Source organism: Proteiniphilum sp. X52 (assembly GCF_003712195.1).
Lineage (GTDB): Bacteria > Bacteroidota > Bacteroidia > Bacteroidales > Dysgonomonadaceae > Proteiniphilum.
On record NZ_RDSD01000003.1, the window covers coordinates 190,300 to 216,196 of the forward strand.

The 25,897-nt window shown below is 46.8% G+C and carries 20 protein-coding genes and 1 pseudogene; 16 read left to right on the forward strand and 5 right to left on the reverse strand.

Annotation, left to right across the window (positions count from 1 at the left end):
- Window positions 1-5: 5 nt before the first annotated feature.
- The 4 genes and pseudogenes from D7D25_RS04480 to D7D25_RS04495 all read right to left on the reverse strand — a co-directional run.
- Window positions 6-146, reverse strand: a pseudogene (locus tag D7D25_RS04480) (DUF3037 domain-containing protein); the annotation flags it as partial.
- Between the two features lie 57 nt (window positions 147-203).
- The gene (locus tag D7D25_RS04485) at window positions 204-749 is read right to left on the reverse strand and encodes a nicotinamidase (protein WP_122967844.1); all 546 of its coding nucleotides are present in this window, start codon (window positions 747-749) and stop codon (window positions 204-206) included.
- 83 nt (window positions 750-832) lie between these two features.
- On the reverse strand, window positions 833-1,963 hold the full coding sequence (locus D7D25_RS04490; RefSeq protein WP_122967753.1) for a TIGR04133 family radical SAM/SPASM protein: 1,131 nt from the start codon (window positions 1,961-1,963) through the stop codon (window positions 833-835).
- Window positions 1,964-1,981: 18 nt separating this feature from the next.
- Window positions 1,982-2,455 (reverse strand): radical SAM-associated putative lipoprotein, encoded by a 474-nt coding sequence (locus D7D25_RS04495; RefSeq protein ID WP_122967754.1) that lies wholly within the window; start codon window positions 2,453-2,455, stop codon window positions 1,982-1,984.
- Between the two features lie 355 nt (window positions 2,456-2,810).
- On the opposite strand from D7D25_RS04495, the gene D7D25_RS04500 reads away from it, so the two are divergent.
- Window positions 2,811-5,189 carry a TonB-dependent receptor gene (locus tag D7D25_RS04500; RefSeq protein ID WP_122967755.1) on the forward strand — a complete coding sequence of 793 codons (2,379 nt, stop codon included), beginning with the start codon at window positions 2,811-2,813 and terminating at the stop codon, window positions 5,187-5,189.
- A gap of 40 nt (window positions 5,190-5,229) precedes the next feature.
- On the opposite strand, the gene D7D25_RS04505 is transcribed toward D7D25_RS04500, so the two are convergent.
- A complete protein-coding gene (locus tag D7D25_RS04505) occupies window positions 5,230-5,907 on the reverse strand; it encodes a DUF554 domain-containing protein (RefSeq protein ID WP_122967756.1) in 678 nt (225 codons plus the stop codon).
- A 132-nt stretch (window positions 5,908-6,039) separates the two neighbouring features.
- Between D7D25_RS04505 and D7D25_RS04510 the strand changes: the two genes are divergently transcribed.
- From D7D25_RS04510 to D7D25_RS04580, 15 genes are all read left to right on the forward strand, one after another.
- Entirely contained in the window at window positions 6,040-6,489 is a 450-nt protein-coding gene (locus D7D25_RS04510) for a DUF4494 domain-containing protein (RefSeq protein WP_122967845.1), read from the forward strand.
- A complete protein-coding gene (locus D7D25_RS04515) occupies window positions 6,489-7,151 on the forward strand; it encodes a YggS family pyridoxal phosphate-dependent enzyme (RefSeq protein WP_122967757.1) in 663 nt (220 codons plus the stop codon). The genes D7D25_RS04510 and D7D25_RS04515 overlap by 1 nt, the downstream gene beginning before the upstream one ends.
- A gap of 109 nt (window positions 7,152-7,260) precedes the next feature.
- A complete protein-coding gene (locus D7D25_RS04520; protein ID WP_122967758.1) occupies window positions 7,261-8,235 on the forward strand; it encodes a dihydroorotate dehydrogenase-like protein in 975 nt (324 codons plus the stop codon).
- Between the two features lie 9 nt (window positions 8,236-8,244).
- Window positions 8,245-9,189, forward strand: coding sequence for a hydrogen peroxide-inducible genes activator (locus tag D7D25_RS04525; RefSeq protein WP_122967759.1), 945 nt, complete (start codon window positions 8,245-8,247; stop codon window positions 9,187-9,189).
- A 107-nt stretch (window positions 9,190-9,296) separates the two neighbouring features.
- Window positions 9,297-9,683, forward strand: a complete 387-nt coding sequence (locus D7D25_RS04530) for a hypothetical protein (protein WP_122967760.1) — start codon at window positions 9,297-9,299, stop codon at window positions 9,681-9,683.
- A 496-nt stretch (window positions 9,684-10,179) separates the two neighbouring features.
- Window positions 10,180-12,588: a TonB-dependent receptor gene (locus D7D25_RS04535; protein WP_122967761.1), complete on the forward strand. Its 2,409-nt coding sequence runs from the start codon at window positions 10,180-10,182 to the stop codon at window positions 12,586-12,588.
- 668 nt (window positions 12,589-13,256) lie between these two features.
- Entirely contained in the window at window positions 13,257-13,718 is a 462-nt protein-coding gene (locus D7D25_RS04540; protein WP_122967762.1) for a hypothetical protein, read from the forward strand.
- Between the two features lie 164 nt (window positions 13,719-13,882).
- Complete coding sequence (locus tag D7D25_RS04545; RefSeq protein WP_122967763.1) at window positions 13,883-14,419, forward strand: HD domain-containing protein; 537 nt, start codon at window positions 13,883-13,885, stop codon at window positions 14,417-14,419.
- 332 nt (window positions 14,420-14,751) lie between these two features.
- A complete protein-coding gene (locus D7D25_RS04550) occupies window positions 14,752-15,357 on the forward strand; it encodes a nucleotide exchange factor GrpE (protein ID WP_122967764.1) in 606 nt (201 codons plus the stop codon).
- A gap of 1 nt (window position 15,358) precedes the next feature.
- Window positions 15,359-16,516, forward strand: a complete 1,158-nt coding sequence (gene dnaJ / locus D7D25_RS04555; RefSeq protein WP_122967765.1) for a molecular chaperone DnaJ — start codon at window positions 15,359-15,361, stop codon at window positions 16,514-16,516.
- 46 nt (window positions 16,517-16,562) lie between these two features.
- On the forward strand, window positions 16,563-17,456 hold the full coding sequence (locus tag D7D25_RS04560) for an AraC family transcriptional regulator (protein ID WP_122967766.1): 894 nt from the start codon (window positions 16,563-16,565) through the stop codon (window positions 17,454-17,456).
- A gap of 252 nt (window positions 17,457-17,708) precedes the next feature.
- Window positions 17,709-20,918, forward strand: a complete 3,210-nt coding sequence (locus D7D25_RS04565) for a TonB-dependent receptor (RefSeq protein ID WP_255417176.1) — start codon at window positions 17,709-17,711, stop codon at window positions 20,916-20,918.
- 21 nt (window positions 20,919-20,939) lie between these two features.
- Window positions 20,940-22,739: a RagB/SusD family nutrient uptake outer membrane protein gene (locus tag D7D25_RS04570; protein ID WP_122967768.1), complete on the forward strand. Its 1,800-nt coding sequence runs from the start codon at window positions 20,940-20,942 to the stop codon at window positions 22,737-22,739.
- A 9-nt stretch (window positions 22,740-22,748) separates the two neighbouring features.
- Complete coding sequence (locus tag D7D25_RS04575) at window positions 22,749-23,993, forward strand: glycan-binding surface protein (RefSeq protein ID WP_122967769.1); 1,245 nt, start codon at window positions 22,749-22,751, stop codon at window positions 23,991-23,993.
- Between the two features lie 68 nt (window positions 23,994-24,061).
- Window positions 24,062-25,738, forward strand: coding sequence for a glycosyl hydrolase (locus D7D25_RS04580; protein ID WP_122967770.1), 1,677 nt, complete (start codon window positions 24,062-24,064; stop codon window positions 25,736-25,738).
- Window positions 25,739-25,897 lie beyond the last annotated feature (159 nt).

The window sequence follows — 25,897 nt, forward strand, 5'->3', positions numbered from 1 at the left end:
ACTTCTCACTTCACCAACTCTTCAAACAAACGGTCAAATGTTTTATCCAGGTCGCCCGTATTCCTGGGATGCGGACGTGATGTCTGGATAATGGAACTGCGTATTGCCGTCAGCCAGCGGAAACGTTCGGGGATATCCAATTGTGCGAATTGATCCGCCGCATCGAGCATCGACGCCTGGGGTAGCAATGATACGATGATCCATCATTGAATTTCTCCAGATTCAATCAGGATACATCCTTTGCCGCGCATTTCATGTAATGCTTTTTCGTCATCGCCGGGTTGTGCATTTACCGCGCCGATGGCATCGGTGATCACATAGGTATGGAACCCTTGTGTGACCGCATCAATGGCAGAAGCTTTCACGCAATAATCTGTGGCGAGACCGCAAACATACAGGTGCTGGATATTGTTTTCGCGAAGAAAATCGGCAAGCGATGTGTTGGTGGCCTCGAAAGCGGAATAGCCGTCGTCTTTATTGTCCGTCCCTTTTAACAGTCGCAGGTCTATTTTATTGGTCTCCAGATCAGGATGGAATTCGGCACCCTCGGTTCCGGCGACACAATGTGGCGGCCACTTCTCAAAATGCACTGAATCGGCCGGATGCCAGTCCTGCGATGAGATCACCATGCCAAACCGATCCATGATCCGGTTGATTACAGGTATTATCTTGTCACCATCCTTTACGGCCAGGGCGCCTCCGGGACAGAAATCGTTCTGGACATCCACAATAAGTAACGCTTTTTTCATAGGATTCATCATTTCCACTTCTTTGTTTAACAATGAAGAATCATTCCTGTTCGATTTACGGGTAAATCGCTCTGTTGTGTATTTCAGAGGACGGCTGTTTTGTTTATAAAGTTCTTGTTATTGACCAACCTTTTTTGCGTGCACGGGTTGATGCCCATCATCTCCAGATGGCATTGCAACAGTTCTCCGGTCTTTTCGTCACGAAGATGGAGGCCGTTCCCCTGGCAATAGTGATATGATTTACAGGACGCGCATTTCCCTGTTTTTGTCCATGAGCGGTCGCGCATAATCTGGTAGCGGGTGTTCCAGACAGTCCAGAAGTCGTCCCGGTAGATATTACCCTGCACATAATCGCCCCTGAGGCTCGGACAGGCACTGATATCGCCATTGGCAAGCACTGAGGCGATATGAATACCCGCCTGACAAAAGAAGGGAGCATCGCGCACCTCCATCTCATAATCCGACAGATATCCTTCGCAACCGTAGGACAGGCTGATTTTTCCTTGGCGACGAGTGTCACGAATAAAATTCATCATTTGTAGAAACTCTTCGGTAGAGAGTTTCAGGAGGGGATTGTTTTTGGCGCGCCCTTTCGGAAAAACAGTGAAAAGCCGCCAGCGGATGACGTCGAGGGAGATGAGCAAATCACGTAGTTTTGGCAGCTCAGCGATGTTTCTTTTGTGGACACATGTTACCACATCATACACCAGGCCGGGGGTTGATGCAACTCCTGATATCGCATTCAGCGCACGTAGCCAGGAGCCTTTCTTCCCCCTGAACCAGTCGTGCGATTCTTCCGTGTGACCATCAAGGCTGACTGTCACAGAGCGTAGTCCTGAGTCAAGGAGAGACTGTAATCTTTTTTCATTCAATCCCCAACCGTTGGTCACCAATCCCCATGGATAACCCATATCGTACATTGCCTGCCCGCACTCTGCCAGATCCCTGCGTACCAATGGTTCGCCACCTGTAACCACAACCATGGTTTTGTGCGGATTTACATGTGGACGGATATCCTCAAGAACTTTCAGAAAATCCTCCTTGGGCATGTCGGCTACGGCGGACTGTCTGGTACAATCGCTTCCGCAATGCAGGCAATCGAAATTACAACGTAAAGTGCACTCCCAGAAAAGGTATGATAGGTTATGCAGTTTGGTTTGCGTGGCCTTATGCTGCTGGTAAAGAGAAAGAATGAATTTCTTTTTCGGATCCATACAACTTGGTTTGAGTTTTTATTCTTCGTCGTGCCCGGGTGCCGGACCGGTTTCTCTTTTAAGCGAAAAATCAGCCTTACCTTCAAATTTACCGTTATACCATTTTTTATTTCTTTTTTTAATTTGCTTTAGTTCATCCGCTTTTATCCGTATAGTATCGGACAGGTATTTCCCCTCCCCGGTATCCGAAGTGTACACCGTGATATCTTCCGGGCCGGAAGCGATTTCCGTGAATTCCAATTCGTAATTTCCGTCCGCGCCGGTTCTTACGGTGTCATTCCCGTAAGGTGGCGTACGGGATTTACGGATGACAGCCATATCCTCAATGGGTTGCATGTTATGTGCGTCGTTGACATTTCCCCTGACGATGAAGTCCGCGGTGGGGGTGCCATACTCCGCGGGAGATATGATATCGCAAGAGGTGTAAAGCCCTAAAGCAGTTAAGATCCAGGCGATCACTTTTCCATAGGTTTTTAAGACAAATCTTCTCATAGGTTATCATTGAGAGCCATAAAAAGTTATACTTATATATTTATAGATGAAAAAAAGAGGAAAACGTTGCATCAAAAGAGCTGTTTTTTTACAAATATCTTTCTTGAAGAAAAAAATCACTAATTGTGGTGATTGACCGGTATGCCATTTTTCCGTTCCTTTGTCCCCGAATATTTTCGTTAAGCTAAAAGAACGCTTGCACGAGAGCTATCTCTATCTTGCTCGAGACATGCCGGGCAATAGTTATTTGCCAAAACTGGCAAAGGACAGGTTTGTTTGCCCTTTGCCATAGCGGGGAATCGAAACATCAAAGGTTCCATATACCGAAAACAGGAAAATAAAAAAATATAAACAGATGAAAAAGTTATTTTTACTAATATTTATTTTGCGCGGTACTCTTTTCGTGTTTGCGGATGATAATGATCGGGCTAAGGAGATTCATCCCAATGATACGCTAAAAGTATACTACCTTAATGAGGTAGTGGTAAGCAGTTCCGTCAAAGAGACCAATGAATTGAGGAATCTGCCTACGGCTGTGTCGGTGGTGTCTCCCCGGCAATTGCAGGATGCCCGTATTGAGTCGTTGCCCGGGCTGAGTACTTTTATTCCTAACTTTTTTATCCCTTCCTACGGGGCGAAAGTCTCCACGCCAATCTATATCCGTGGTGTGGGCGCCCGCCTCGGGGCACAGACGGTAAGCCTCTATGTGGATAATGTGCCCAGCTTCAATCCCTCTGCATTCGATTTTGAATTTCAGGATATCCAGCGGATCGAGGTGCTTCGGGGGGCACAGGGCACGCTCTACGGAAGAAATGCCATCGGTGGTATTGTGAATATCTACACCCTTTCGCCACTCACTTTTCAGGGCACAAAGCTGATGGTGAGCGGAGGTAATTATGGGCAGTTCTCGGTAAAAGGGTCGGACTACAGAAAACTTTCCGATCGGTTCGGCCTTTCCTTGGCGGGCTATTACAAACGAGACGACGGTTATTTCATGAACAGCCACGCCGGAAAGAAAGTCGATGCCTCTGAAAATGCCGGTGGCAGGTTTAAACTGGAGTGGCAGGCCTCTCCCTCGTTCAAAGCAATGTTTTTCGGCAATTATGATTATCTGGCCGGTGGTGCTTTCCCCTATATGCATAAGGATTCCACGGCTGCCAGTTTTAACGAGCCGTCGTCGTACGACCGTCACCTGTTTACCAACGGGCTGTCGCTCAATTTCACCGGAAATGGTTACACCATTCACTCCACTACCGGTTTCCAATACCTGAAGGATGATATGAAGATGGACCAGGATTACAGCCCAAAATCCGTGTTTTCTATCCACCAGAAACAGAAACAACGTTCCGTAAGCCAGGAGTTTACCGTAAAATCTGACAAGCCGGGAAACTACCGTTGGGTGGTGGGCGCCTTCGGTTTTATTGACCATCGGGAGATTGATACGCCGGTGGCGCTGAAGGAAGATATGATAAAGGTATTGCAGCGTCCTCTGGACATCCTTATGGGGAACCTTGGAGCACCCCTTCGCCTGGTATATGCCCGTGACCGGATCGACCTGCCCGGAGTATATGCCAAACCCTCGCGCGGCGCCGCTTTATTCCACCAGTCCACACTCAATAATCTTTTTGGTGTGGAGGGGTTGTCAGCCACAGCCGGCATCCGGTTCGACTACGAACATACCGGTCTCGATTACTCCACAAAAAGCGACGGGGGAGATGTTAACATGGTGTTTCAAACTCCCAGGCCTGTCGATCCCATATTTGTGGAGGGAGATACCTTGCTGGAAGGATCTTTTCGAAAAGACTTCTGGAAAATATTGCCTAAGTTCGCGCTGAAATACCAAATGTCACCTACCTCACAAATCTATCTTTCCGCTTCAAAAGGATACAAAACCGGCGGGTACAATGAACAGGTCTTCTCGGATGTGCTCCAGGGTGCGCTTATGGAATCATTGATTAGGAACCTTAAACCCTATGTGCCTGGCAACGTTCAACTTCCCGAGATCCCCCCTATGGCGCCCGTAGAAAGCCAACTCTCGTACGATCCCGAAACCAGTTGGACTTACGAGTTGGGAGGTCGGTATGAGATGCTGGATAGGAAACTTTCCCTTACCTACGCTCTCTTTTATACCCATGTGGATAATTTGCAGATCACCCAATTGGCGAAACAGGGTACGTCGGGACGTACTATCGCCAATGCCGGGAAATCGGAAAGTAAAGGCTTTGAGTTAAGCCTGAAGTATGTGCCGGTGGCCAATCTGTCGCTTTTTGCAGAATATGGATTTGCCGATGCCCGTTTTGTGAAGTATAAGATTGGGGAGGAAGGGCCTGGTCAGGCAGACTATTCGGGAAAACATGTGCCTTTCGCCCCACGGCATACATTGGGCTTAGGGGCCAGTTATGTACATCACCTTCCCTACGGCTCATTTGTCGACCGGGTGGTCGGAAATATGCAATACAAGGGTGTCGGGAAGATCTACTGGACGGAATCGAATCAAAATGATGGCGGAACGGAAGACCTTTATCAACCCTTTTATGGGATAACCAATGCGAGTGTCGCGGTGGAGAAAGGTGCCTTTGGATTGGAATGCTGGGTGGAGAATCTCTTTAACACGAAGTATGACTCATTTTTGTTCGAAGCGAAAGATATGACAACCGCGCAGGTAAATGTATTTGTGCAGCGTGGATATCCCACCCGTTTCGGCGCTACGCTTCGCTACACCTTTGACAGGTAATTTCCATCGATCCTTCCCAACTTGTCCTATGCTTCTCCGTTCATCCGAATAGCCAGATCAGCAGCACAACGATGACCAGTGAGGGAAGCATGTTCATGATGCGTAGCTTTTTGATACCCAGTATGTTGATCCCTAATCCAATCAATAATATGCCGCCGGTGGAGGTAAGGCCCAGGATGATGTCGTCGGTGAAGAGGGTGGCGGCATATTTGGCCAATAAAGTGAGAGAGGCCTGGAAGATGAAAAGCGGAATGGCGGATATGACTACACCCACCCCAAACGCGGAGGCCAGCAGTATGGCAGAGAAAAAGTCCATCAGCGACTTGGTGAAAAGCAGGTCCGGTGAACCGCCTGTCCCTTCCTGAATGGTGCCGATGATGGTGAGGGACCCCACGCAAAAAAGAAGGAATGCGGTAACCAACCCCTCCGAAAATTTTTCACTGCCGATGCGGAAACGGTGCTTCAGCCACCCGCTCATCTGCTCGGTCCCTTTTTCAAGATCGCCCCATTCCCCCAACAGGGAGCCGATGGCAAGGCTGCTGACCACCATCAATATCTTCTCCATCTCGATGGCCATGGATGCGCCAATGGCCAAAGTGAACAAGCCGATTGCCTGGAAATAGATGGTGGTGACACGTTCCGGCATTCGTTTTTTGAGGAGCAGGCCGATGATGCCTCCGCCCGCTACCGCCACTGTATTTGCAAGGGTTCCAATCATTTTTTAACCGATAATCTGCAAAAGTATCATTTTTTTTGAGATAATTAGCACCCATGAGGGTTGAAATCAATGGTGGAAAATCATAACTTTGCACTGCGTTGCGAAAGGATGCAACCGGCAAATAAAAAATATATGTACAATTGGTTTGAGTGCAAGATAAGATATGACAAGATGCTGGAGACCGGCATGCAGAAAACAGTCACTGAACCCTATCTGGTAGACGCGTTGTCGTTCACCGAGGCGGAAGCGAGGATTATTGAAGAGATCAAACCTTTTATATCGGGTGAATTTTCGGTGTCCGATATTAAACGGGTGAAATATGCCGAATCGTTCTTCAATGAAACGGGCGACCGTTACTATAAGGCGAAGCTCTATTTCATTACCCTCGATGAAAAGAGCGGTTCGGAAAAGAAAACGGCGGTCAACATGCTGGTGCAGGCTTCCATGCTGAAAGAAGCCGTGGAGATTGTGGAGGCGGAAATGAAAAAGACCATGATCGATTATGCCATCGCTTCGGTAACCGAGACAGCCATCATGGATGTCTTCCCTTATGGCGAAGAGAAAAATCAAAATCAAGAGTAGTGTCTATACGATCCCATATCGACGGTTTGCGGGAAACCGTTCCGCCGGGCGTGACGCTGGTCGCGGTTTCCAAATTCCATCCCGCGGAGACGGTCAGGGAAGCCTATGATGCCGGGCTTCGGGTCTTTGGAGAGAGCAGGGTGCAGGAGTTGGTGGCCAAGAAAGAACTACTCCCCGGAGATATAGAGTGGCATTTTATCGGCAATCTGCAACGCAACAAAGTGAAGCAGATAGCTCCTTTTATCTCCCTCATCCATAGCCTCGACAATGAGCGGTTGATGCTCGAGATCGAAAAGCAGGGGGCTGCCAATGACAGGGTTATTCACTGTCTGCTGCAGATCCATATTGCCGAGGAGGAAACCAAATCGGGGTTCTCACGCGACAAATGCCGCCAATTCCTTGAAGAGGGTAGATGGAAAGCATGTCCGCATGTACGGATAGCAGGAGTAATGGGCATGGCTACCTTTACCGATGACCGAAATCAGGTACGCGAAGAGTTCCGCCAATTGAAATCGTTGTTCGACGAATTGAAAACCGGTTATTTCCCGGATGATCCCGCATTCAAGGAAATCTCCATGGGAATGACGGGCGATTATCAGGTCGCGATCGAGGAAGGAAGTACCATGGTACGGATTGGTACACTGATCTTTGGGAGCCGTTGAGGCCGCACTTCGGGTTAATCCCCTTTTATTTCCGATATAAGGTATTGATCTTATCGATAAAATGCCTATTTTTGTTGAGTATAAATTTTTTGAAAAACATCGTGATTTCATGGTCAATTTAGAAACAACCTTCGCAGGGTTACGGTTAAAGAATCCGTTAGTAGCGGCGAGTAGCGGTCTTACTAATTCAGTAAAGAAAATGAAAGAGCTGGAAAATGCCGGTATAGGGGCAATTGTGTTGAAATCGCTGTTCGAGGAGCAGATCGAGAATCATTCCGAAAAACTTTCCCGGATCGCCGATTACCCTGAAGCGGCCGATTATATCAACACATATATCGAGATGAATCACATGGAGAAGTATCTCGATCTGATCCGTTCAGCCAAAAAAGAGTGTGACATTCCTATCGTGGCCAGCATCAACTGCTATAAATTAAGCCGTTGGGTTGAATTTGCCAAGACCATCCAGGATGCCGGAGCCGATGCCATAGAACTGAACCTGTTTGTATTGAACGCGGGCGAATTGGGAGATACCTATCTGGAGGACTCTTATGTGAATATTGTGAGGGAATTGAGGAAGATTATCCGTATCCCTGTGGTGATAAAGATGGCCAAGAATATCAGCAACCTGCCGGGGCTCGTAGGAAAACTCAAAGCATTGGGTGCGGGCGGAGTAGTGCTCTTTAACCGTTTTTATCAACTCGATATCGATATCAAAAATCTGGAAATCACCCCCGGTCCGGTATTCAGTAATCCTTCCGACTTCAGTGAAACCCTTCGATGGACGGCCATCGTTTCGGGGCGCGTGCCCGATTTCGACATTGCCTGCTCCTATGGAGTGCATTCCTGGGAAGACGCTGTCAAGGGGATTCTGGCCGGGGCGGGGGCTATTCAACTTTGCAGCCTGCTTTACGAGCAAGGACCCGACGTGATAGAAGATACTCTCATGTGCATGGAGGAATGGATGCTCCAAAACAACTATGCCCGGATTGATGATTTCAAGGGCAAGTTGAACTATGCCAACATCAAGGATTCCGCCCTCTACGAACGGGTGCAGTTCATGAAATATTTCTCCAGTTACAAGTAAGATAATAAGATGAACATCCAGCAGTTAGAATACATCATCGCGGTAGATAATTACCGCCATTTTTCCAAAGCCGCCGAGGCTTCATTTGTGACTCAGCCTACGTTGAGCATGATGATCCAGAAACTGGAGGAAGAACTGGGCGTGAAAATCTTCGACCGCTCCCAATTGCCGGTGCAGCCTACCGATATCGGCGAGCGGATCATCAACCAGGCGCGTGTTGCGGTGGCGCAGGTAAGTCAGATCAAGGAGATTATCCAGGAGGAGAGAGGTATTGTGAAAGGTGTCTTCCGTTTGGGTATTATTCCCACTGTGTCACCTTATCTTTTGCCGAAACTGATGCAAGTCCATCGTGAGAACAAGTATGATGTCCGCATCGTTATCTCTGAATTGACCACGGATCAGATACTGAAAGGACTTTCCAATGATTCATTGGATGGAGGTATTCTGGCTACACCCCTGAAAGAACCTTCCATCAAGGAATATCCGATCTATTACGAGCGGTTTTTCGCTTATGTTTCCCCGTTGGAGAAGGCGCTATTTGCCAAAACCACACTTGACGAAAGTGATTTGAGTGCCGCCAGATTGTGGTTACTGGATGAAGTGCACTGCTTTAGGACGCAGATATTGCACTTGTGTAATTTGAAGAAAAAGCGAGGAAATAACAATTCTGTTTTTTCCTATGAAGCCGGAAGTATCGATACCCTTATCAATATCGTGGACCAGAACGAAGGGCTTACCGTGATCCCTGAGATGGCACTTGCCAATATGGGCGAGAAACAAAAAAAGAATGTTCGTCCTTTCAAAAACACCACGCCGGTACGTGAAATCAGCCTGGTCACCCGACCGGAATTTTTGCGGGAACGTATGATCGGTATTATTATCGACGAGGTGAGATCGGCGGTCCCCAAATCGTTCCAGGATACCGCAATGAAGAAATACGTCGTGCCCTTGTAATGCCCGCTCCGCGAGAAGGATGCGAAAAAAAATGTTCTTCTCTGACGGAAAAATTTGTTAGATGAGTCTAAATTTGTACTTTTGTAATTCGTGAGCGGTGAAGCAAGATGAAATTGGCATTCAGAAACAGCATAGCAAAACAGATCGCCCGGTTGTTAATCGCGGTGCTCGGTCTGTTTATCCTGAACAATGCCGTTTTTTTGCATGCCCACCGCTTGTCCGATGGACAAGTCATCCTGCATGCCCACCCCTATAAAAAGAGCCAGGATCCTGCCCCTGTTAAAACACACCATCATACGGCAGCGGAACTGTTTGTTTTGGCTCAACTTCAGTTTCTGTTCTTTGTTTTAGTCACGCTGACCGCCACTCTCCTCAGAATGGGCTGCAAAAGGGTTTTCTCTTATCTCTACCCTTCACTACATCTTAAATGCTTTGAAAAATCAAGAGGCCGCTCTCCTCCCTCTCAACCCGGGATGGATCTGCAGATTTTGTGAATTTTCTTTCTCTGGCCGGAAACGGTCGTGGGCCGTGTCGGCTCGTGTTGATTTTCGGTTATCAATCAGCATGGTCCATTCAAATTAAACTATTTCTTCAGGCTTTTTTTAAATTATTCTGCTTTTTCCATTGGGACTATTTGAGTCGCTTGCTTCTCAAATATGGGTTCTCTCTATGGCATAACGCGGACATGTTTATAATTTATTCAAGTTTCGCATGTAAGTTTGAAATGTATGCATCTAAAGGTCTCCGCTTTGGTTGCAGTCATGCCACTGGCGAAAGTTGAGTAATTTATTTCTAAACGTTGCGGTCAAAACCGCCGGCTTTAGCCGCTTATTCTTTGGCCAGCTTTGGCCGAAGTATAACCCGCCTGCTTTAGCGGGTGTTGAGTTTAAAAAAATAATCATATGAAACGAGCATGATAATCATTATCACACAAGATCATGACTAAAAAAGCGAGTTCCATATACCGAAATAAAAAAATAAAATAATCATATGAAAAAAATTATATTAATCACCATAATCCTTTTTATTACTGTGGTTGCGGGAAAGGCGCAAGCACACGCGGGCACGGATGCCAATATCGTAGGCGATGTGCAATGCCGGGGGGAACATGTTCCCTATGTGACTGTGTCAATAGATGGTACGACCATCGGCACTTCTACCGATGCCACCGGACACTTCCAGTTAATAGACCTGCCTATAGGGGAATTGACCGTACGCGTCAGCGGAATTGGTTATAAAAGCGTGACCCGGAAAGTAACCACGAAAGCCAACACAACCGAGGAGATCAAATTTGTGATTGAGGAGGATCGCCTGCAATTGGAAACTGTGGTGGTTACCGCCGACCGTAACCAGACCAACCGTGCCGAGGCGCCGGTTGTTGTCTCGTCTATCTCTCCGGAGTTGATGGTGCGCACCCAATCGGTGAATATAGCCGAGGGACTTTCTTTTACGCCAGGGCTTCGCACGGAGACCAACTGCCAGAACTGCGGATTCACCCAACTGCGGATGAACGGGATGAACGGCCCCTATACCCAGATACTGTTGAACAGCCGCCCGGTATTCAGCGGGCTGGCCGGTGTGTATGGACTGGAACTGATTCCTACCAACATGGTGGAGCGGATGGAAGTGGTGCGCGGCGGCGGTTCCGCCTTGTTTGGCGGAAACGCCATTGCCGGAACGGTCAACATCATCACCAGGGAGCCGGCCAGGAACTCATTCAATGTCGAGAGCCGGCTCGGAGCCATCAACGTGGGGGGACGTGAAGGCTCTAACACCAAGGCTGACGCGCAGTTGAACGTCAACGCGTCTGTAATCACCGACGACCGGAAAACGGGAGGATATATCTACACCATGCTGCGTAACCGGGGGGCGTATGATGCCAATGGTGACGGTTTCAGCGAACAGGTGGAAATGAAAAATACCACCTTCGGATTCAATGTGTTTCATAAACCCGGGAGTAAGAGTAAAATATCACTCGACGGATACCGGATCAGCGAATACCGGCGGGGAGGAAATAAGCTTGATTATCTTCCCCACGAGGCGGATATCGCCGAGCAGCTTAACCACCTCATCACGGGAGGGAACCTCTCCTATGATCTCTTTACCAATGGCAAGTATGACAAGTTGAGCCTTTATGCGTCGGCCCAGCATGTGGCGCGTGGCTCCTATTATGGCGCGGAGCAGAATCCTGGCGCTTATGGAAATACAAAGGGGTTGACTTCATCGGTAGGGGTGCAGTATAACCTGAATAGCGACCGGTTTTTGTTCGCACCCTCCACTACCGTCTTCGGGATCGATAACACCAATGACAACCTGCATGACGTGAAGCTGGGGGCGGCGGGACAGGAGAACACCAAACTCGCCGACCAGACCGTGAATACGTTGGGAACTTTCGTGCAGCAGGATTGGAAATCGGACAAGGTAAACCTTTCTTTGGGCTTGCGTTATGACTACTATCGGATCAAAGACGCTACAAGCACCGGAAATGATCCGAAAGGCGGGGTATTAGTGCCGCGCTTGGGCCTCCTCTATAAGTTGACGCCTGATTTACGCTTCCGGGTAGGCTATGCCAGGGGCTACCGCGCCCCGCAGATCTTCAACGAAGACCTTCATATAGAGTTGATAGGTGCCATGCGGGTGGAGACGAGGAATGCCCCTGACTTGAAACAAGAGACCTCCAACGCTTTTACCACCTCTTTCAACGCTGTATTCGATTGGGGAGGAACCTACCACGATTTCCTGGCCGAAGGGTTTTATACGCTGTTGAATGACCCGTTCGCCAATGAATTTGCGCTGATCGATGAGAATGATAAATCCCGTGGTTTTTACTACCAGCGGGTGAATGCCGAAGATGGCGCTTATGTTTCCGGGATCAATCTCGAATTGAAGTCGCTTTTTTCCACCCGGATAGAAACGCAAGTCGGATTTACTTTCCAGGCAAGCCGCTATAAAACAGCACAAGCATGGGGGAAAGATGAATCCAGTGTCTCGAAAGAGTTTCTACGGACTCCGGGCCAGTATGGTTACGCGACTTTTATCTGGAAGCCGACACATCATCTCAATGCTTCCCTGTCGCTCAATTACTCGGGACCCATGTACGTTCCGCATCTCGGCGGAGACCCTGACGATGCCGCACAGTTGGCTGCGATTAAGCGGGGCGACATCATCGAAGGGGAAAGGCTGGAGAAAACCCGCAGCTTCCTGGTGACCGACCTGCGACTCTCCTATGATTTCCACTTGGGCAAAGAAACTGCGTTGGAGTTCTTTGCGGGTGTGAAGAATATCTTCAATCAGATGCAAAACGACTACGACCGGGGGATGTACCGTGATGCTTCTTACATTTACGGCCCTTCCCAGCCGCGTACCATCAATGTTGGTTTCCGGTTCGGTAATTTGTAGGCTTGTCGTTTCGCCCGGTTATTCGCCGGGAAAAGGTTTGTTTTATCCGGGTTTCTCTCCTCTTTGCCGGGAGGAAGCCCGGATAAATGTTATATCCCCTTATCGTTTCACCTTTTTATATTACTTTTGCAATCCTGCCACAACGGCAATTGGGTAGCTAATTTTATTCCCCTAAGATCTCCCGACCGCTTGCGGCGGGGAGATTCATCAAGATTTGAATAATTTCATTTCTGATAATTCTTGTCAGTTTGTTTCCTTAGTTCCCACCGAAATGTTTAAAAATAAATGAAAGTTTAACTATAATCCGTGCAACGTTTTTCGTTTTTATTCGTCTTGCAAATAGATGCTTACATTTCATTAGAGGTTTGGGTGGCAATTGTTTTTTTAACTCTTATGGCAAATTAAAATTAATCGAAACATGAAACGGGATACTCCTCCAGACAATTTTTACCGCTTGTAACATAAGTTTGCAGGCGAAAGATTATATTTTGAATAATTTGAAAGTAAATTTCTTCATGAAAAATATAAAATGAAACGAGCATGATAATCATTATCACACAAGATCATGACTAAAGCGATGTTGCCTCCGGTTTTGATATCAATGGAAGTCGGCGATTTCGCTTCGCTCAATTCCATATGACACCATTGAAAATAAATATTTTAGTCTTATGAAAATAATGAAAACTCTTTTAATAATTCCATTGCTGTTACATTTAATAGGAATGGTCGGGTGTGAAGATGACAAAAATGATACTTACCCCGAAGCAACAATTGTAAAGGAGCTACCCCGGATGGGTATGGGTAACAATACAAAGTCGCTGGTTATTCGTTCCCAAAAAGAGCTGGAAGCCCTGTTTGATAAAAGTGAATTGGACCGTGTTGAAGAGTTACGCCAAATAGACTTTTCGAGATACACGCTACTCACAGGTTATGTAGTCTCTAGTACCAATGTGTCTATAGTTGAACATTCATTTTCAAAAACAGGAGCGACTACATACTCTTATTTGTTGAAAATAATAAGAGGTGATGCAACTATTCCGGGTTCACACCGGTATGGTATTATTGTCCCTAAACTTCCCAAATCTGCTGATATTGAATTTGAAATTGAGGAAGTTATGTTGGAAAATTAAATAAAAAGCCGCTATGAAAAACTCAATAATATCAATTAATAGATAAGTATCTTTCCAGCGCATGTATCTGTGATATCCCATAAGTTAAATTGCTTTGTTGATAGTTTGAGTTTTTTATATTACTTTTGCAATCCTGCCACAACGGCAATTGGGCAGCTAATTTTATGGATATACAGGCAATCATCAATAAATATTACAAGGCGGGGACAAAACTCTACGATATTTACATCTCACATGTGACGGATGTGACCAATAAATCTCTCTCGATCGCCCAGAAACATCCTGAATTGGCGGTGGATGTCCGGTTTATCGAGGAAGCCGGCATGCTTCATGATATCGGCATTTTCCTGACAAAAGCGCCGCATATTGCCTGTGAAGGCAGTTATCCCTATATTTGCCATGGTTATCTGGGTCGTGAGTTGCTTACGGAAGAAGGGTACCCCAAACACGGATTGGTGTGCGAAAGGCATACAGGTACCGGCTTAAGTCTGGAAACCATTATCAACCGTAAATTACCGATCCCCCGCAGGGATATGCGGCCACAGAGCCTGGAGGAGAAAATCATTTGCTTTGCCGATAAATTCTTCTCAAAGTCACAACTGGGAAAAGAAAAGCCGTTGAAAAAGATCAGGCAGCACCTTGCCGGTCATGGCTGGCATCAGGTGGAGGTATTCGACGAGTGGTGTGAACTTTTTCTTTAGTCTCCACCGTCTATTCGTAACACGAGGGGTTTTCAATCCAAGCTAATTGTTTATTTTGAACTCGCTTCTGTCCACTTTTATTTTTGGCAGACTATTTGCAGTGTTAGAGGTGGAGGGATGAGAAAGTGCCTGGAGACCTGTGTCCATGAGTGGTCAAGTTTCCGGGTGCTTAAGTTGTCACTTTAATTATGAGTCTGCTCCGAAATTCCCAAAAACCGATTTTACAGGTTTTCAACTCATTGAAAATCAATGGTCCTTTTGAGGGAAATTTGGGTAAAAAAGATTTTTCGGAGTGTCTCAATTATATGAACGAAATCAAATAAAACAACTATATGGGTAATAACAATCAATCGAACAAAGATCCCGAAGAGTTCAACGAAAAGGAATTCCAAGATTGGGAAGAGACCATACACGGCGAAGTCGGAGACAAAATGGCAGATGACGCCGCAGAGGTGGACGCGACTGAAGATACCGTGGACCGCCCTGAACCGGCAGAGGAAGATTTTCAGCAGAAATACGATGAGCTGAATGATAGTTATCTTCGCCTGCACGCTGAATTCGATAACTTTCGCAAGCGTACGTTGAAGGAAAAGGCCGACCTGATCAAAAGCGGCGGGGAGCGCGTCTTGCTTGATATTATAACGCTGGTGGACGATTTCGATCGTGCACTGGAATCATTACATAAGACAGAAGACAGAGAAGCCATGCTGGAAGGGATGGATCTCATCTATGCGAAATTTATCGCTTTCCTCAAGCAACATGGAGTGAGCGAGATCGAAGCCATCGGGCAGCCGTTCGATGCCGACCATTTTGAGGCCGTTACCACCATTCCGGCGCCGGAAGCGTCGCGGAAAGGGATGATAGTGGATTGTGTCCAGAAAGGATACCGGCTGAACGACAAGATTATCCGATTTCCGAAAGTAATTGTGGGAGAATAAGATGGCGGCAAAGAGAGATTTTTATGAAGTGCTGGGAGTATCCAAAACAGCGACTGCCGATGAGATAAAAAAAGCTTATCGCAAGAAAGCCATTCAGTATCACCCCGATAAAAATCCCGGGGATAAGGAGGCGGAAGAGAAGTTCAAAGAAGCGGCTGAAGCGTATGAGGTGCTGAGCGATGAGCAGAAGCGTGCGCGCTACGACCAGTTCGGGCATGCCGGCGTGGGTGGAGCCGCTTCGGGTGGTTTTGGCGGTGGAGGCATGTCGATGGAGGATATCTTCTCTCAATTCGGAGATATCTTTGGCGGTCATTTTGGCGGCTTCGGCGGTTTTGGCGGCTTCGGTGGTTCCCAACGGGGCAGGAGAGTCAACAGGGGATCCGATCTTCGGGTAAAGGTGAAACTGAACCTCAAAGAGATACTTAACGGCGTGGAGAAAAAGATCAAGGTGAAGAAATATGTCTCCTGCTCACATTGTAACGGGAACGGCTCCGAAAACGGGAATTCTACCTCCACCTGTGCTACCTGTAACGGTTCGGGAGTGGTGACACGGGTGACAAACACAATTCTCGGCCAGATGCAAACCTCCTCCACCTGCCCCACCTGTAACGGCGAGGGGACGACCATTACCAAAAAATGCTCCTATTGCAACGGCGAGGGGATCGTGCGTGACGAGGAGATACTCTCTATCAGGATACCCGCCGGTGTGGCCGAAGGAATGCAGCTCTCCATGTCGGGGAAAGGGAATGCGGCCCGGCGGGGAGGCATCAACGGTGATCTGTTGATCGTCGTGGAGGAAGAAGAGGATCCCAACCTGATCCGTGACGAGAACGATGTGATATACAATCTCTTCCTCAGTTTTCCCATCGCTGCCCTGGGAGGAACGGTGGAAGTGCCTACCATCGACGGGGTCGCAAAAGTGAAGATAGAGCCGGGGACACAACCGGGGAAAGTATTGCGTTTACGGAATAAGGGACTTCCTTCTGTGAATGGTTTCGGCAAAGGTGACGAATTGATCAACGTGAACGTGTATGTCCCGGAAAACTTGAGCGACAAGGAACGCAAGTGGCTCCAGGAGATGGATAAGTCGGAGAATTTCGTCCCCTCTAAGACGGAGCGCAGAAAAGTGTTCGATAAATTCAAAAGAATGTTCGATTAGTATTGTCTTTATAAAATGATTAGGGGATCTTAATGGTTAGGTGTCGATGGCCGCTCCCGATAACAGATATATCATGCATGAAATTACTCCTTTGTCGGATAAGGATTGCTTTTATATTGCCGACCGGAGGAAATCGGAGTTCACCTATCCTTTGCATTCCCATAGTGAGTTCGAGATCAATTATATTGAAAATGCCGAAGGTGTAAGGCGCGTTGTCGGCGATTCGGTCGAAATTATCGGCAAGTACGACCTTACTCTTATCGCCGGTGAGGATCTCGAGCATGTCTGGGAACAGCACCAATGTACTTCCAAGCATATCAGGGAGATCACTATTCAGTTCTCCAAAGATTTTTTTTTCGGGAATCTTATCCATAAGAATCAGTTCGATAGTATCAGAAAGATGCTAAACAACGCGCAGAAGGGGATTAACTTTCCGATGGAGACCATTATGAAGATCTATCCCCTGCTCGACACGCTCTCCGCTGAAAAATCGGGATTTCATGCCGTGATAAAGTTGCTGACCATCCTCTATGAACTGTCCTTATGCGACAATTACCGCACCTTGGCCAGCACTTCATTCGCCCATATCGATGAGAATTCCGACAGCCGGCGTGTGCGGAAAATATATGAGTATATCAACAACCATTATAAAGAGGAGATACGGCTGGAAAACCTTGCAGGTATCATAGGAATGACTCCTGTGGCGTTGAGCCGCTTTTTTAAACTTAGATCCGGAAAAACTGTCTCCGATTATATTATCGATATCCGCTTGGGACATGCATCACGACTTTTGGTGGACACCTCTCATACCATTGCCGAAATCTGCTATGAATGCGGTTTTAATAATTTATCGAATTTTAATCGTATTTTCAAGAAAAGAAAAGGCTGCTCGCCAAAAGAATTCAGGGAAAACTACCGGAAATTGAAACGCATTATCTGACTGTTTTGTTCCATCCCGTTTTTATTCCATTCTGGACGTAAACAGGCTGCAAGTCCATCCATTTTTTGGTTGCATTCTTCTACCATGATACTGATGGGCGGTTTTATTGATCTAGTGGATTGAAAAGTATCATTATAAGATAATATAATACTTGAATTTACACGCCCGCTTGTCTATTTTTGTAACATGAATGCGATTTTTTAAATTTTTATAATAATTGTTCATTGTATGAAAAACATTGTGATGTTGTGTATGGCTCTGATAATGAGCTTTTCGTTAATCGCACAGCAGCGCGGGATAAACGGGACTGTGGTCGACAGTAAAGACCATTCTGCGATGATTGGTGTGAATATTATGGAAAAAGGAACTTTAAACGGTACTGTTACCGATATCGATGGAAGCTTTTCCTTAAATGTGACAACCCAAGATCCGGTGTTGGTTTTGTCCAGTATCGGATATAAGACGATTGAAGTCAGTGTCGGAAACCGGTCCAGCCTGAGTATCACCATGGAGGAGGATACCGAAATGTTGGACGAAGTGGTGGTGGTGGGATATGGAACTATGAGAAAAAGCGATCTCTCCGGAGCATCCGTATCAGTAGGTGAGGATAAGATCAAAAGTTCTGTCATCACCAACTTAGATCAGGCGCTGCAGGGACGCGCGGCAGGTGTTAGCTCGGTGATGACTTCGGGTGCCCCGGGTTCGGCGGTATCTATCCGGATTCGCGGACAAGCGACTCTCAATGCGGGCGCGGAACCCCTGTATGTGGTCGATGGAGTTATCTTTCAGGGAGGCAGTACTACCGGAAACAGTTTGGGCTTGAATCTGGGTAACGGTAGGGGAGCCATCTCTCCACTCTCAACGTTGAACCCTTCCGACATTGTATCCATGGAGATATTGAAAGACGCCTCGGCAACCGCTATTTATGGTGCCCAGGGCGCTAACGGGGTTGTCCTGATCACTACCAAGCGGGGGCAATCGGGAAAGGCGAAGTTTACTTACGAAGGAATGTTCGGTGTGCAAGACCAGGTTCGTCGCTTGGATATGATGAACCTTCGTGAGTATGCTATATATAATAATTCCATTGCTGCCACCACGGGAGGGACGGACGGCACTCCCGAGTACCGTGATCCTTCCCTGTTGGGTAAAGGAACCGACTGGCAGGATGCGATCTTCCGTCAGGCATGGATGACCCAGCATACTGTGTCGGCACAGGGAGGTGTGGATGCCGTGCAATATTACGTGTCCGGTTCTTTTATGGATCAGGAAGGGACGATTATAGGAACCGATTTCAACCGCTATTCATTCAGGGTGAATCTGGATGCCAACTTGAAACCGTGGATGAAGTTAGGTCTGAATGCCATGTATTCAAAAACAAGTGAACGGCTGGGACGCGCCGAAGGGACCGAAGGGGTTTTGACCTATTCTCTTCTTACCCCTCCCGATATACCGATTTATGACGCTTATGGCAACTATGCCTCCACGGTAAGGGAAGGTTACACACGTGTCAATCCGATTGCCATTGCCGAACTGGACGAGAACCTGTTGGATCGCCAGAAACTGAACGGCAATATCTTCATGGATATAACCCCTTTGAAACATTTGACCTGGCATGCCGAATTGGGTTATGACATCAGCAACTCACGCTCCGAGCAATGGCAACCGACCTATGATTTTGGTCCTGCCGTACAACGGCCCATAAACAGGATATATTGGCAGCGGAACAATAATATGTATTGGCAACTTAAGAATTATTTGACTTATAACGGCCGGGTAGAGAAACATTCATTTACCGCGATGGTCGGGCAGGAAGCTTGGGAGTCATCGTGGGAATGGCAGCGGATAGGAGCCGATAATCTTCCCGGCAATGAGATCCGTAATCCCCAGTTGGGCGATCCGGATACCTACCAGATTTCCGACGGAATGGGCGACGCGGCAATGGTTTCTTTTTTCACGCGTGAAACCTATAACTACGACGATCGCTACCTGCTGACTTATACTTATCGCTATGACGGCTCTTCCAATTTCGGCCCGAAGAACCGATGGGCGGGATTCCATTCGGTTGCCGCTTCCTGGCGATTCTCGAACGAAACCTTCTTTAGCCCGCTCAATAACGTGATCAGTAACGGCAAATTGCGTTTGGGCTGGGGACAGACAGGGAACTCCAATATAGGAGGGGGGTTATGGGGTGCCAGCCTTCAGATGTTCCCTACCGGTTTGGGCGCAGGTTACAAACAGGCCCAGATTGCCAATCCTTATGTGAAATGGGAGACACAGGAACAATGGAACCTGGGGCTTGATCTCAGCTTTATCCATGATCGGATTAATCTGGTCGTTGACCTCTATGATAAGACTGCCAATGATATGTTGATGCAGTTGCAATTGCCTTCTTATTTCGGCTCGAGAGGGAATGCCAATTCGGCGTTGACAGCTCCAATGGGGAACTATGGAACGATCAATAACAAAGGATTGGAAATTTCATTAAATACCCGCAATTTTACCGGTGACTTTAGGTGGGATACCGATTTCCAGATATCCTTTAACAAGAATAAACTGGTCGCACTTTCGGGAACTGACGCTTCCGGAATCGAAGGTTACGGACAGTGGAGCGATGTGGTAAGCCTTTCGAGAATAGGCGGTCCGCTGTATGAATTTTACGGCTATATAGCCGATGGTGTATATAAAGACAAAGCGGACATAGAAAATCATTTGTGGGGTGAGATACCTGAGAACGGTTATGACCGTTACGCTACTGTTTTCGTAGGTGATATAAAATACAGGGATATCAGTGGCCCCGAAGGAAAACCGGATGGTAAGATCAATACTTACGACCGGACGAGTATAGGTTCGCCACTCCCGAAATTCACTTACGGACTGACGAATACGTTCAGCTATAAAGATTTTGACTTTACTTTGTTCATGCAAGGCAGCTACGGCAATAAAATATTTAATGCTTTAAGCCGCGATCTTACTGGTATGGGATACTGGAGCAACCAGTTGAAAAAGGCGATGGATTATGCCAATCTTGTCCCCATAGATCCTGACAAGCAATATCCGGTACAGAATCCTTATAATCCCGGAGCGGTGATCAATAACTGGTTTGAGGATATCGATAATGTGACACTTTCAAATCCCGGCACAAAAATGTCGCGTGCCGGTAAGAGCTTGCCTTACAATAATCAACGTATCAGTACCAGATATATAGAGGACGGATCCTATTTGCGGGTGAAAAATATTGTACTCGGGTATACGCTTCCGCGGAAATTAATCCGCAAAGCACAGATCGATAATATCCGGGTATATGCCAATATCCAGAATTTATGGACATTTACCAAATATTCGGGCTACGATCCTGAAGTGGGGGTAAATCCGCAGGATGCTTCCGGCTATACATTCGGGTTTGATCAGGGGCGCTATCCGGCTCCCAGGATTATCACTTTTGGGGTTAATCTATCGTTTTAATATATAATACCTTACAGTCATATGCAAAGGATAAATAAACTGCTTCTTATTGTAGCGATAACAACAGGGATGATCTCCTGCGAGGATTTTTTAAATCGTCCCGACAAAGCCAATTATACATTGTCTGATTTTTATCAGAACGATGAACAATGTTTCCAGGCGGTAAATCCGCTTTATACTGTGCCCTGGTTCGATTTTTTCCGTGGATGGCTCCGTGTAGGCGATTGTCAATCCGGCAATTACTTCATGGATGGTAACGGTTTCTGGATGCTCACCCCTAATGAGGATATGGAAGAGGTGAAAAGTATGTCGGCTTCGCTATGGGCTGTGAATGCCCGCGCCAATACCGTACTGGAAAATATCAACCTTTATGCCGGATCCGGCACGACCGAAGCCGGACGCAATGCCGCCAAAGGTGAGGCATTGGTATGGAAGGCAATGGCTTATTTCTACATGGTACGGATCTATGGGGCTGTCCCGATTGTCCATAATAATACGGAATTGCTGGCCACCGGGGAATACAATAACCTATACCGCGCCAAAATCGACAATGTGTATGATTACATTGTCATGACGCTGGAAAAAGCCATCGAATGGTTGCCGGAAAAGGCGCGTCAGGCCGGCCGGATCGATAGATATTCCGCATATGGACTGCTGGCGAAAGTATACCTGGCCAAATCGGGTTATGGGCAAAATGGCACGCGTAAGCAGGATGACCTTGATAAAGCCCAAGAATATGCGCGAAAAGTGGTTCGTGAAAGTGGAAAAGTGCTGGAACCCGTGTATGCCGATATTTTCCGTGGTAGCAAGAATGTTTCCGACGAAAGCCTTATCGCATGGCGTTGGGTGGTGGCGGGTGAAACCTATTGGACTGCTTCCAACGACCTGCAGGCTGACCTGGTACACAGTGCCTTCAGTGAATTCAGTGGTTGGGGGAGCTGGAGTGGTCCTTCACTCGATTTACAGGAAGCGTTTGGCGAAAAATTTGACGGATCAACCCTTTCGGGAGCCATCTCGCCTAACCGCCAAAATACTGATAAACGCCGGAAGGCAACTATGATGATGTATGGCGACGTGTATGAGTATTTCTGGCGGGATCATCCTACCAAGGAGGGAGCTGACGGACAACCGGTGAGTTTCCCGAACGGATTTGATTTTGCAAAATTCTACGGACAAGTGGTGGGGGACTTCAATAGCTCCACCGGAGCCAACTGTGTGAAACATATTGTGGGCAATAACGCAGACCATCTTGCCGAATTCGGCGTTCCGATGATGGACAGGAAAAGTAATTTGGCTACCCATATTTTGCGTTTGGGAGATGTGTATTTAGTATATGCCGAAGCGGTCTTGGGAAATAATGCTTCCACTTCCGATCCCGAAGCCTTGTATGCCTTTAATGAAATACGGAAACGTGCCGGTGTTGCTCAAAAAACATCCATCACTTTCGATGATATATTCAAGGAGCGACGCCTCGAATTGGCTTTCGAAGGTGATTTCTGGTACGATTTTGTACGACTGAGTTATTACAAGCCCGATGAGGCGTTGGCCAGACTGAATGCCCAAAACCGCAAAAATTATACGGGATTAAATGCCTATTACCAGGATCAGGGCTGGAAAACCTGGGGGCAGGGTGGTGAGAACAGTTACCCCAAAGACGATAATGGCAAACCCTCTCCCCGTATTAATGCTGAACAACCTGACGGTAAGCCCTATACTATCGACAAATTTACCTTACCGTTCCCATCAACAGATTTGGCGATGAACCCCAATCTGGCGAAAGATCCGGTAGATTATGATTTAAGTCAATATTCATACGAATAAATTACAGATATGAAGAACAATATATATATTATCAAGCCTTTTTCCTTCGTGTTGCTTACGGCAACCCTGGCATTCTTTGTTGCCTGTGATGACGGCAATAAGGGAAAATATGAAATGACGGACGGGGTACCCACTATCGATTACGTCCGTCTACCCGACATCGAAAAGGCCGATTCACTGTTGGTCGGAGCCTTTATGGGAGAAACCATCTGCTTGGTGGGTGATAACCTGACCAGTATCCAGGAAATTTATTTCAATGACGTAAAGGCGTTACTTAATATCAATTTTATTACCAGAAACACCTTGTTGGTGACCATCCCGAGGGAAGTCCCGAATGAAGTGATAGATAAAATAGTGATGATACTCAAGTCAGGAGAGAAAGCCGAATATGACTTTATTGTACGAATTCCCGCTCCGGAAGTGGCCAGCATTAAATGCGAGCAAGTACCTCAAGGAGAAGATGTGGTTCTTTACGGTGATTATTTCTTCGACAACCAGACGGTACCTTTGACGATTGTGATCGGCGATTATATCGTCCCAAAGAGTGATATAGTGGATATACAGAAGACACAGGTCACCTTTAAATCTCCTTCTATGGATGTAAAAGGTGCTGTTTCCGTCACCACGGCTTATGGCAATAGTGGCCGTACTAAATTTGTATTCCACGATGACCGGGGTATTCTTTTTAATTTTGACGATTATCCGATCGTGCCCGGTTGGGGGCGTCCGACCCTTATTGAGACGGGACCCGATGCCCTTTCAGGCAATTATATGAAGTTCAGGGGTGAACTGCTGGCAGGTGAATGGGTGAGCCCGGGTGACAATTATCAGTGTAACTTCTGGGGTGAGGATAATGGCATGCCTGCTGGAAATCTGTTCCCCAGCGATCCGGCTACATCTATCCTGAAATTTGAAGTGAATGTATTGCAAGAGTGGAGCGCGTTGCCGATGAATATTTTCTTCGGACCGCAAAAATCAGAGGAGGCCCTCTTATGGGACGATTCTGCCCCCCGCGCGCAGTGGATACCCTGGAAAGAGGCAGGTGGAGCCTACAAAACCGACGGATGGGTAACCGTTTCCATTCCCATCGCCGATTTTAGGCTAAGCGGTTCGGGAGAGGATCTGGAAAAGATTCCCACACATTATGGTTCATTGAATATGTATATTTACAACAGGGGAAGGACAGATGCCGCCGGTACCGATTGTGATCCTGTTATTTTGATAGACAATGTCCGTGTAGTACCGGGTGAATAATCCGATTAATGGTACAGGCGATTATGGATTTTCCATAAACGCTTCGTGGGAAGTAGATTTGTCAGTATATGAAAAACTTTTTCTTTTATGTGTTATTGGTATTATGCTTTGGATCCTCGTGCAAAGGTGAAGACGCAGTCGATCCGCCTCTATTTCTTTATACGAGGCCTGATGATAAAAGTGTGGGTGTGCCGTTGAACCAGGAAGTGAGTGTGGGCTATGATACCGAAATAGTACTGGCGGATAACCACGGGATTACAGTAAACAATGAAAAGGCGAATGTTACGGCCAATAGTCGAAAGTTGTTATTTTTTCTTACCCTGCAGGCCGGCAAGTCATATGAGGTGGTAATACCAGAAGGGGCTGTCCGTGATAGTTCCGGAAGTAAAGCCGCTGCTGTTCGTTTTTCATTTACCACCATTTCTGATAACAACCGCTATGAAGCGGAAGAGGCGGCACTGACAGGTAATGCGGCCATAGAAAAAGTCCTCAGCGGCTATTCCGGTTCAGGATATGTCAATCAAAAGGAAGGTGATCTGGTTTTTAAAGTGACGGTTCCCCAATCGGGAAAGTATGAGATTCTCTTCCGTTATGCCAATGACAACCAGCGAAAAGAGAATGACTTATGGGTAAATGACAGGAAGCTTTCTTCCATTGTTTTTGACGCCACTTCCAACTGGAAAAGCAATTCCCTCGATCTGTTTTTGCGTGAGGGAACCAATACGGTTACCATAAAAAAGAACTGGGGATGGACTTACTATGATTATATTGAAATCAATCCTGCTCCTGAAGCCACTCCATTTAATATATCCCCGGATCTGGCAACGTTATCGCCGTCGAAAGAAGCAATGAATTTGTATAATTTTTTAAAAGAAAATTTCGGGGAAAAAGTAATTTCAGGTGCTATGGCCAATTACAGCACCGGGATCGAAGAGGCCCGATGGATGTGTGAAAATAGTGGTAGATGGCCCGCTTTGGCCTGCTTCGACCTTATCAATTATACTACATCGTGGGGAATGGCTGATTATACGGAAATGACTGCCAACGTGGAAGACTGGTGGCACAACAATGGAATTGTTTCCATCATGTGGCATTGGCGCGATCCCTTGAAGAAGACCGATGAGTTCTATACCGAAAAAACATCCTTCGATATCTCGAAAATCGGTGATTCGAATTCCGATGAACACCAAGCCATGGTAGAAGATATCGACGCGATTGCCGATTACCTGAAACAATTCAAAGAGAAAAATATTCCTGTTTTATGGCGTCCGTTGCATGAAGCTTCCGGCGGCTGGTTCTGGTGGGGCGCTAAAGGCGCTGCTCCTTGTAAAATGTTATGGAAGCTTATGTTCGACAGGTTTGTGGACCATCATCAACTCAATAACCTGATTTGGGTGTGGACCTCGGACGCTTCAGATAGCGCCGTCGATTGGTACCCTGGTGATGCTTATGTGGATGTGATCGGGATGGACATATATCCCGGGGAAAATCAGCATGGCTCTCAATATGTGAACTTCGATAAAGTCAAAGCATTATTTGAATGCCGGAAAATACTGGCTTTGAGCGAATGCGGGTCCATACCCTCAGTGGATGTTATGTTCGACTATGGCGATACATGGTCGTGGGTGATGCCTTGGAACGGTAATTATACCCGCGACGATAAGCATAACGGCGCAACTTTCCTGAATAGTTTCCTGAATAGTGATAAGGTCATTACCCGCGACCAAATGCCTGACTTAAAATGATCAAAATAGGAGGGCAACCAGTCTGACGATGGCCATCTTCATTTTTATGCTCCTTGTCCCGGACATCTTTCAGAAGCAGATTTTATTGCATTTTATCAGCATTCCAAAACACTTTTTTGCAAAGTTACCATTTTCCCCGAAAAATGAAAAAACAATATA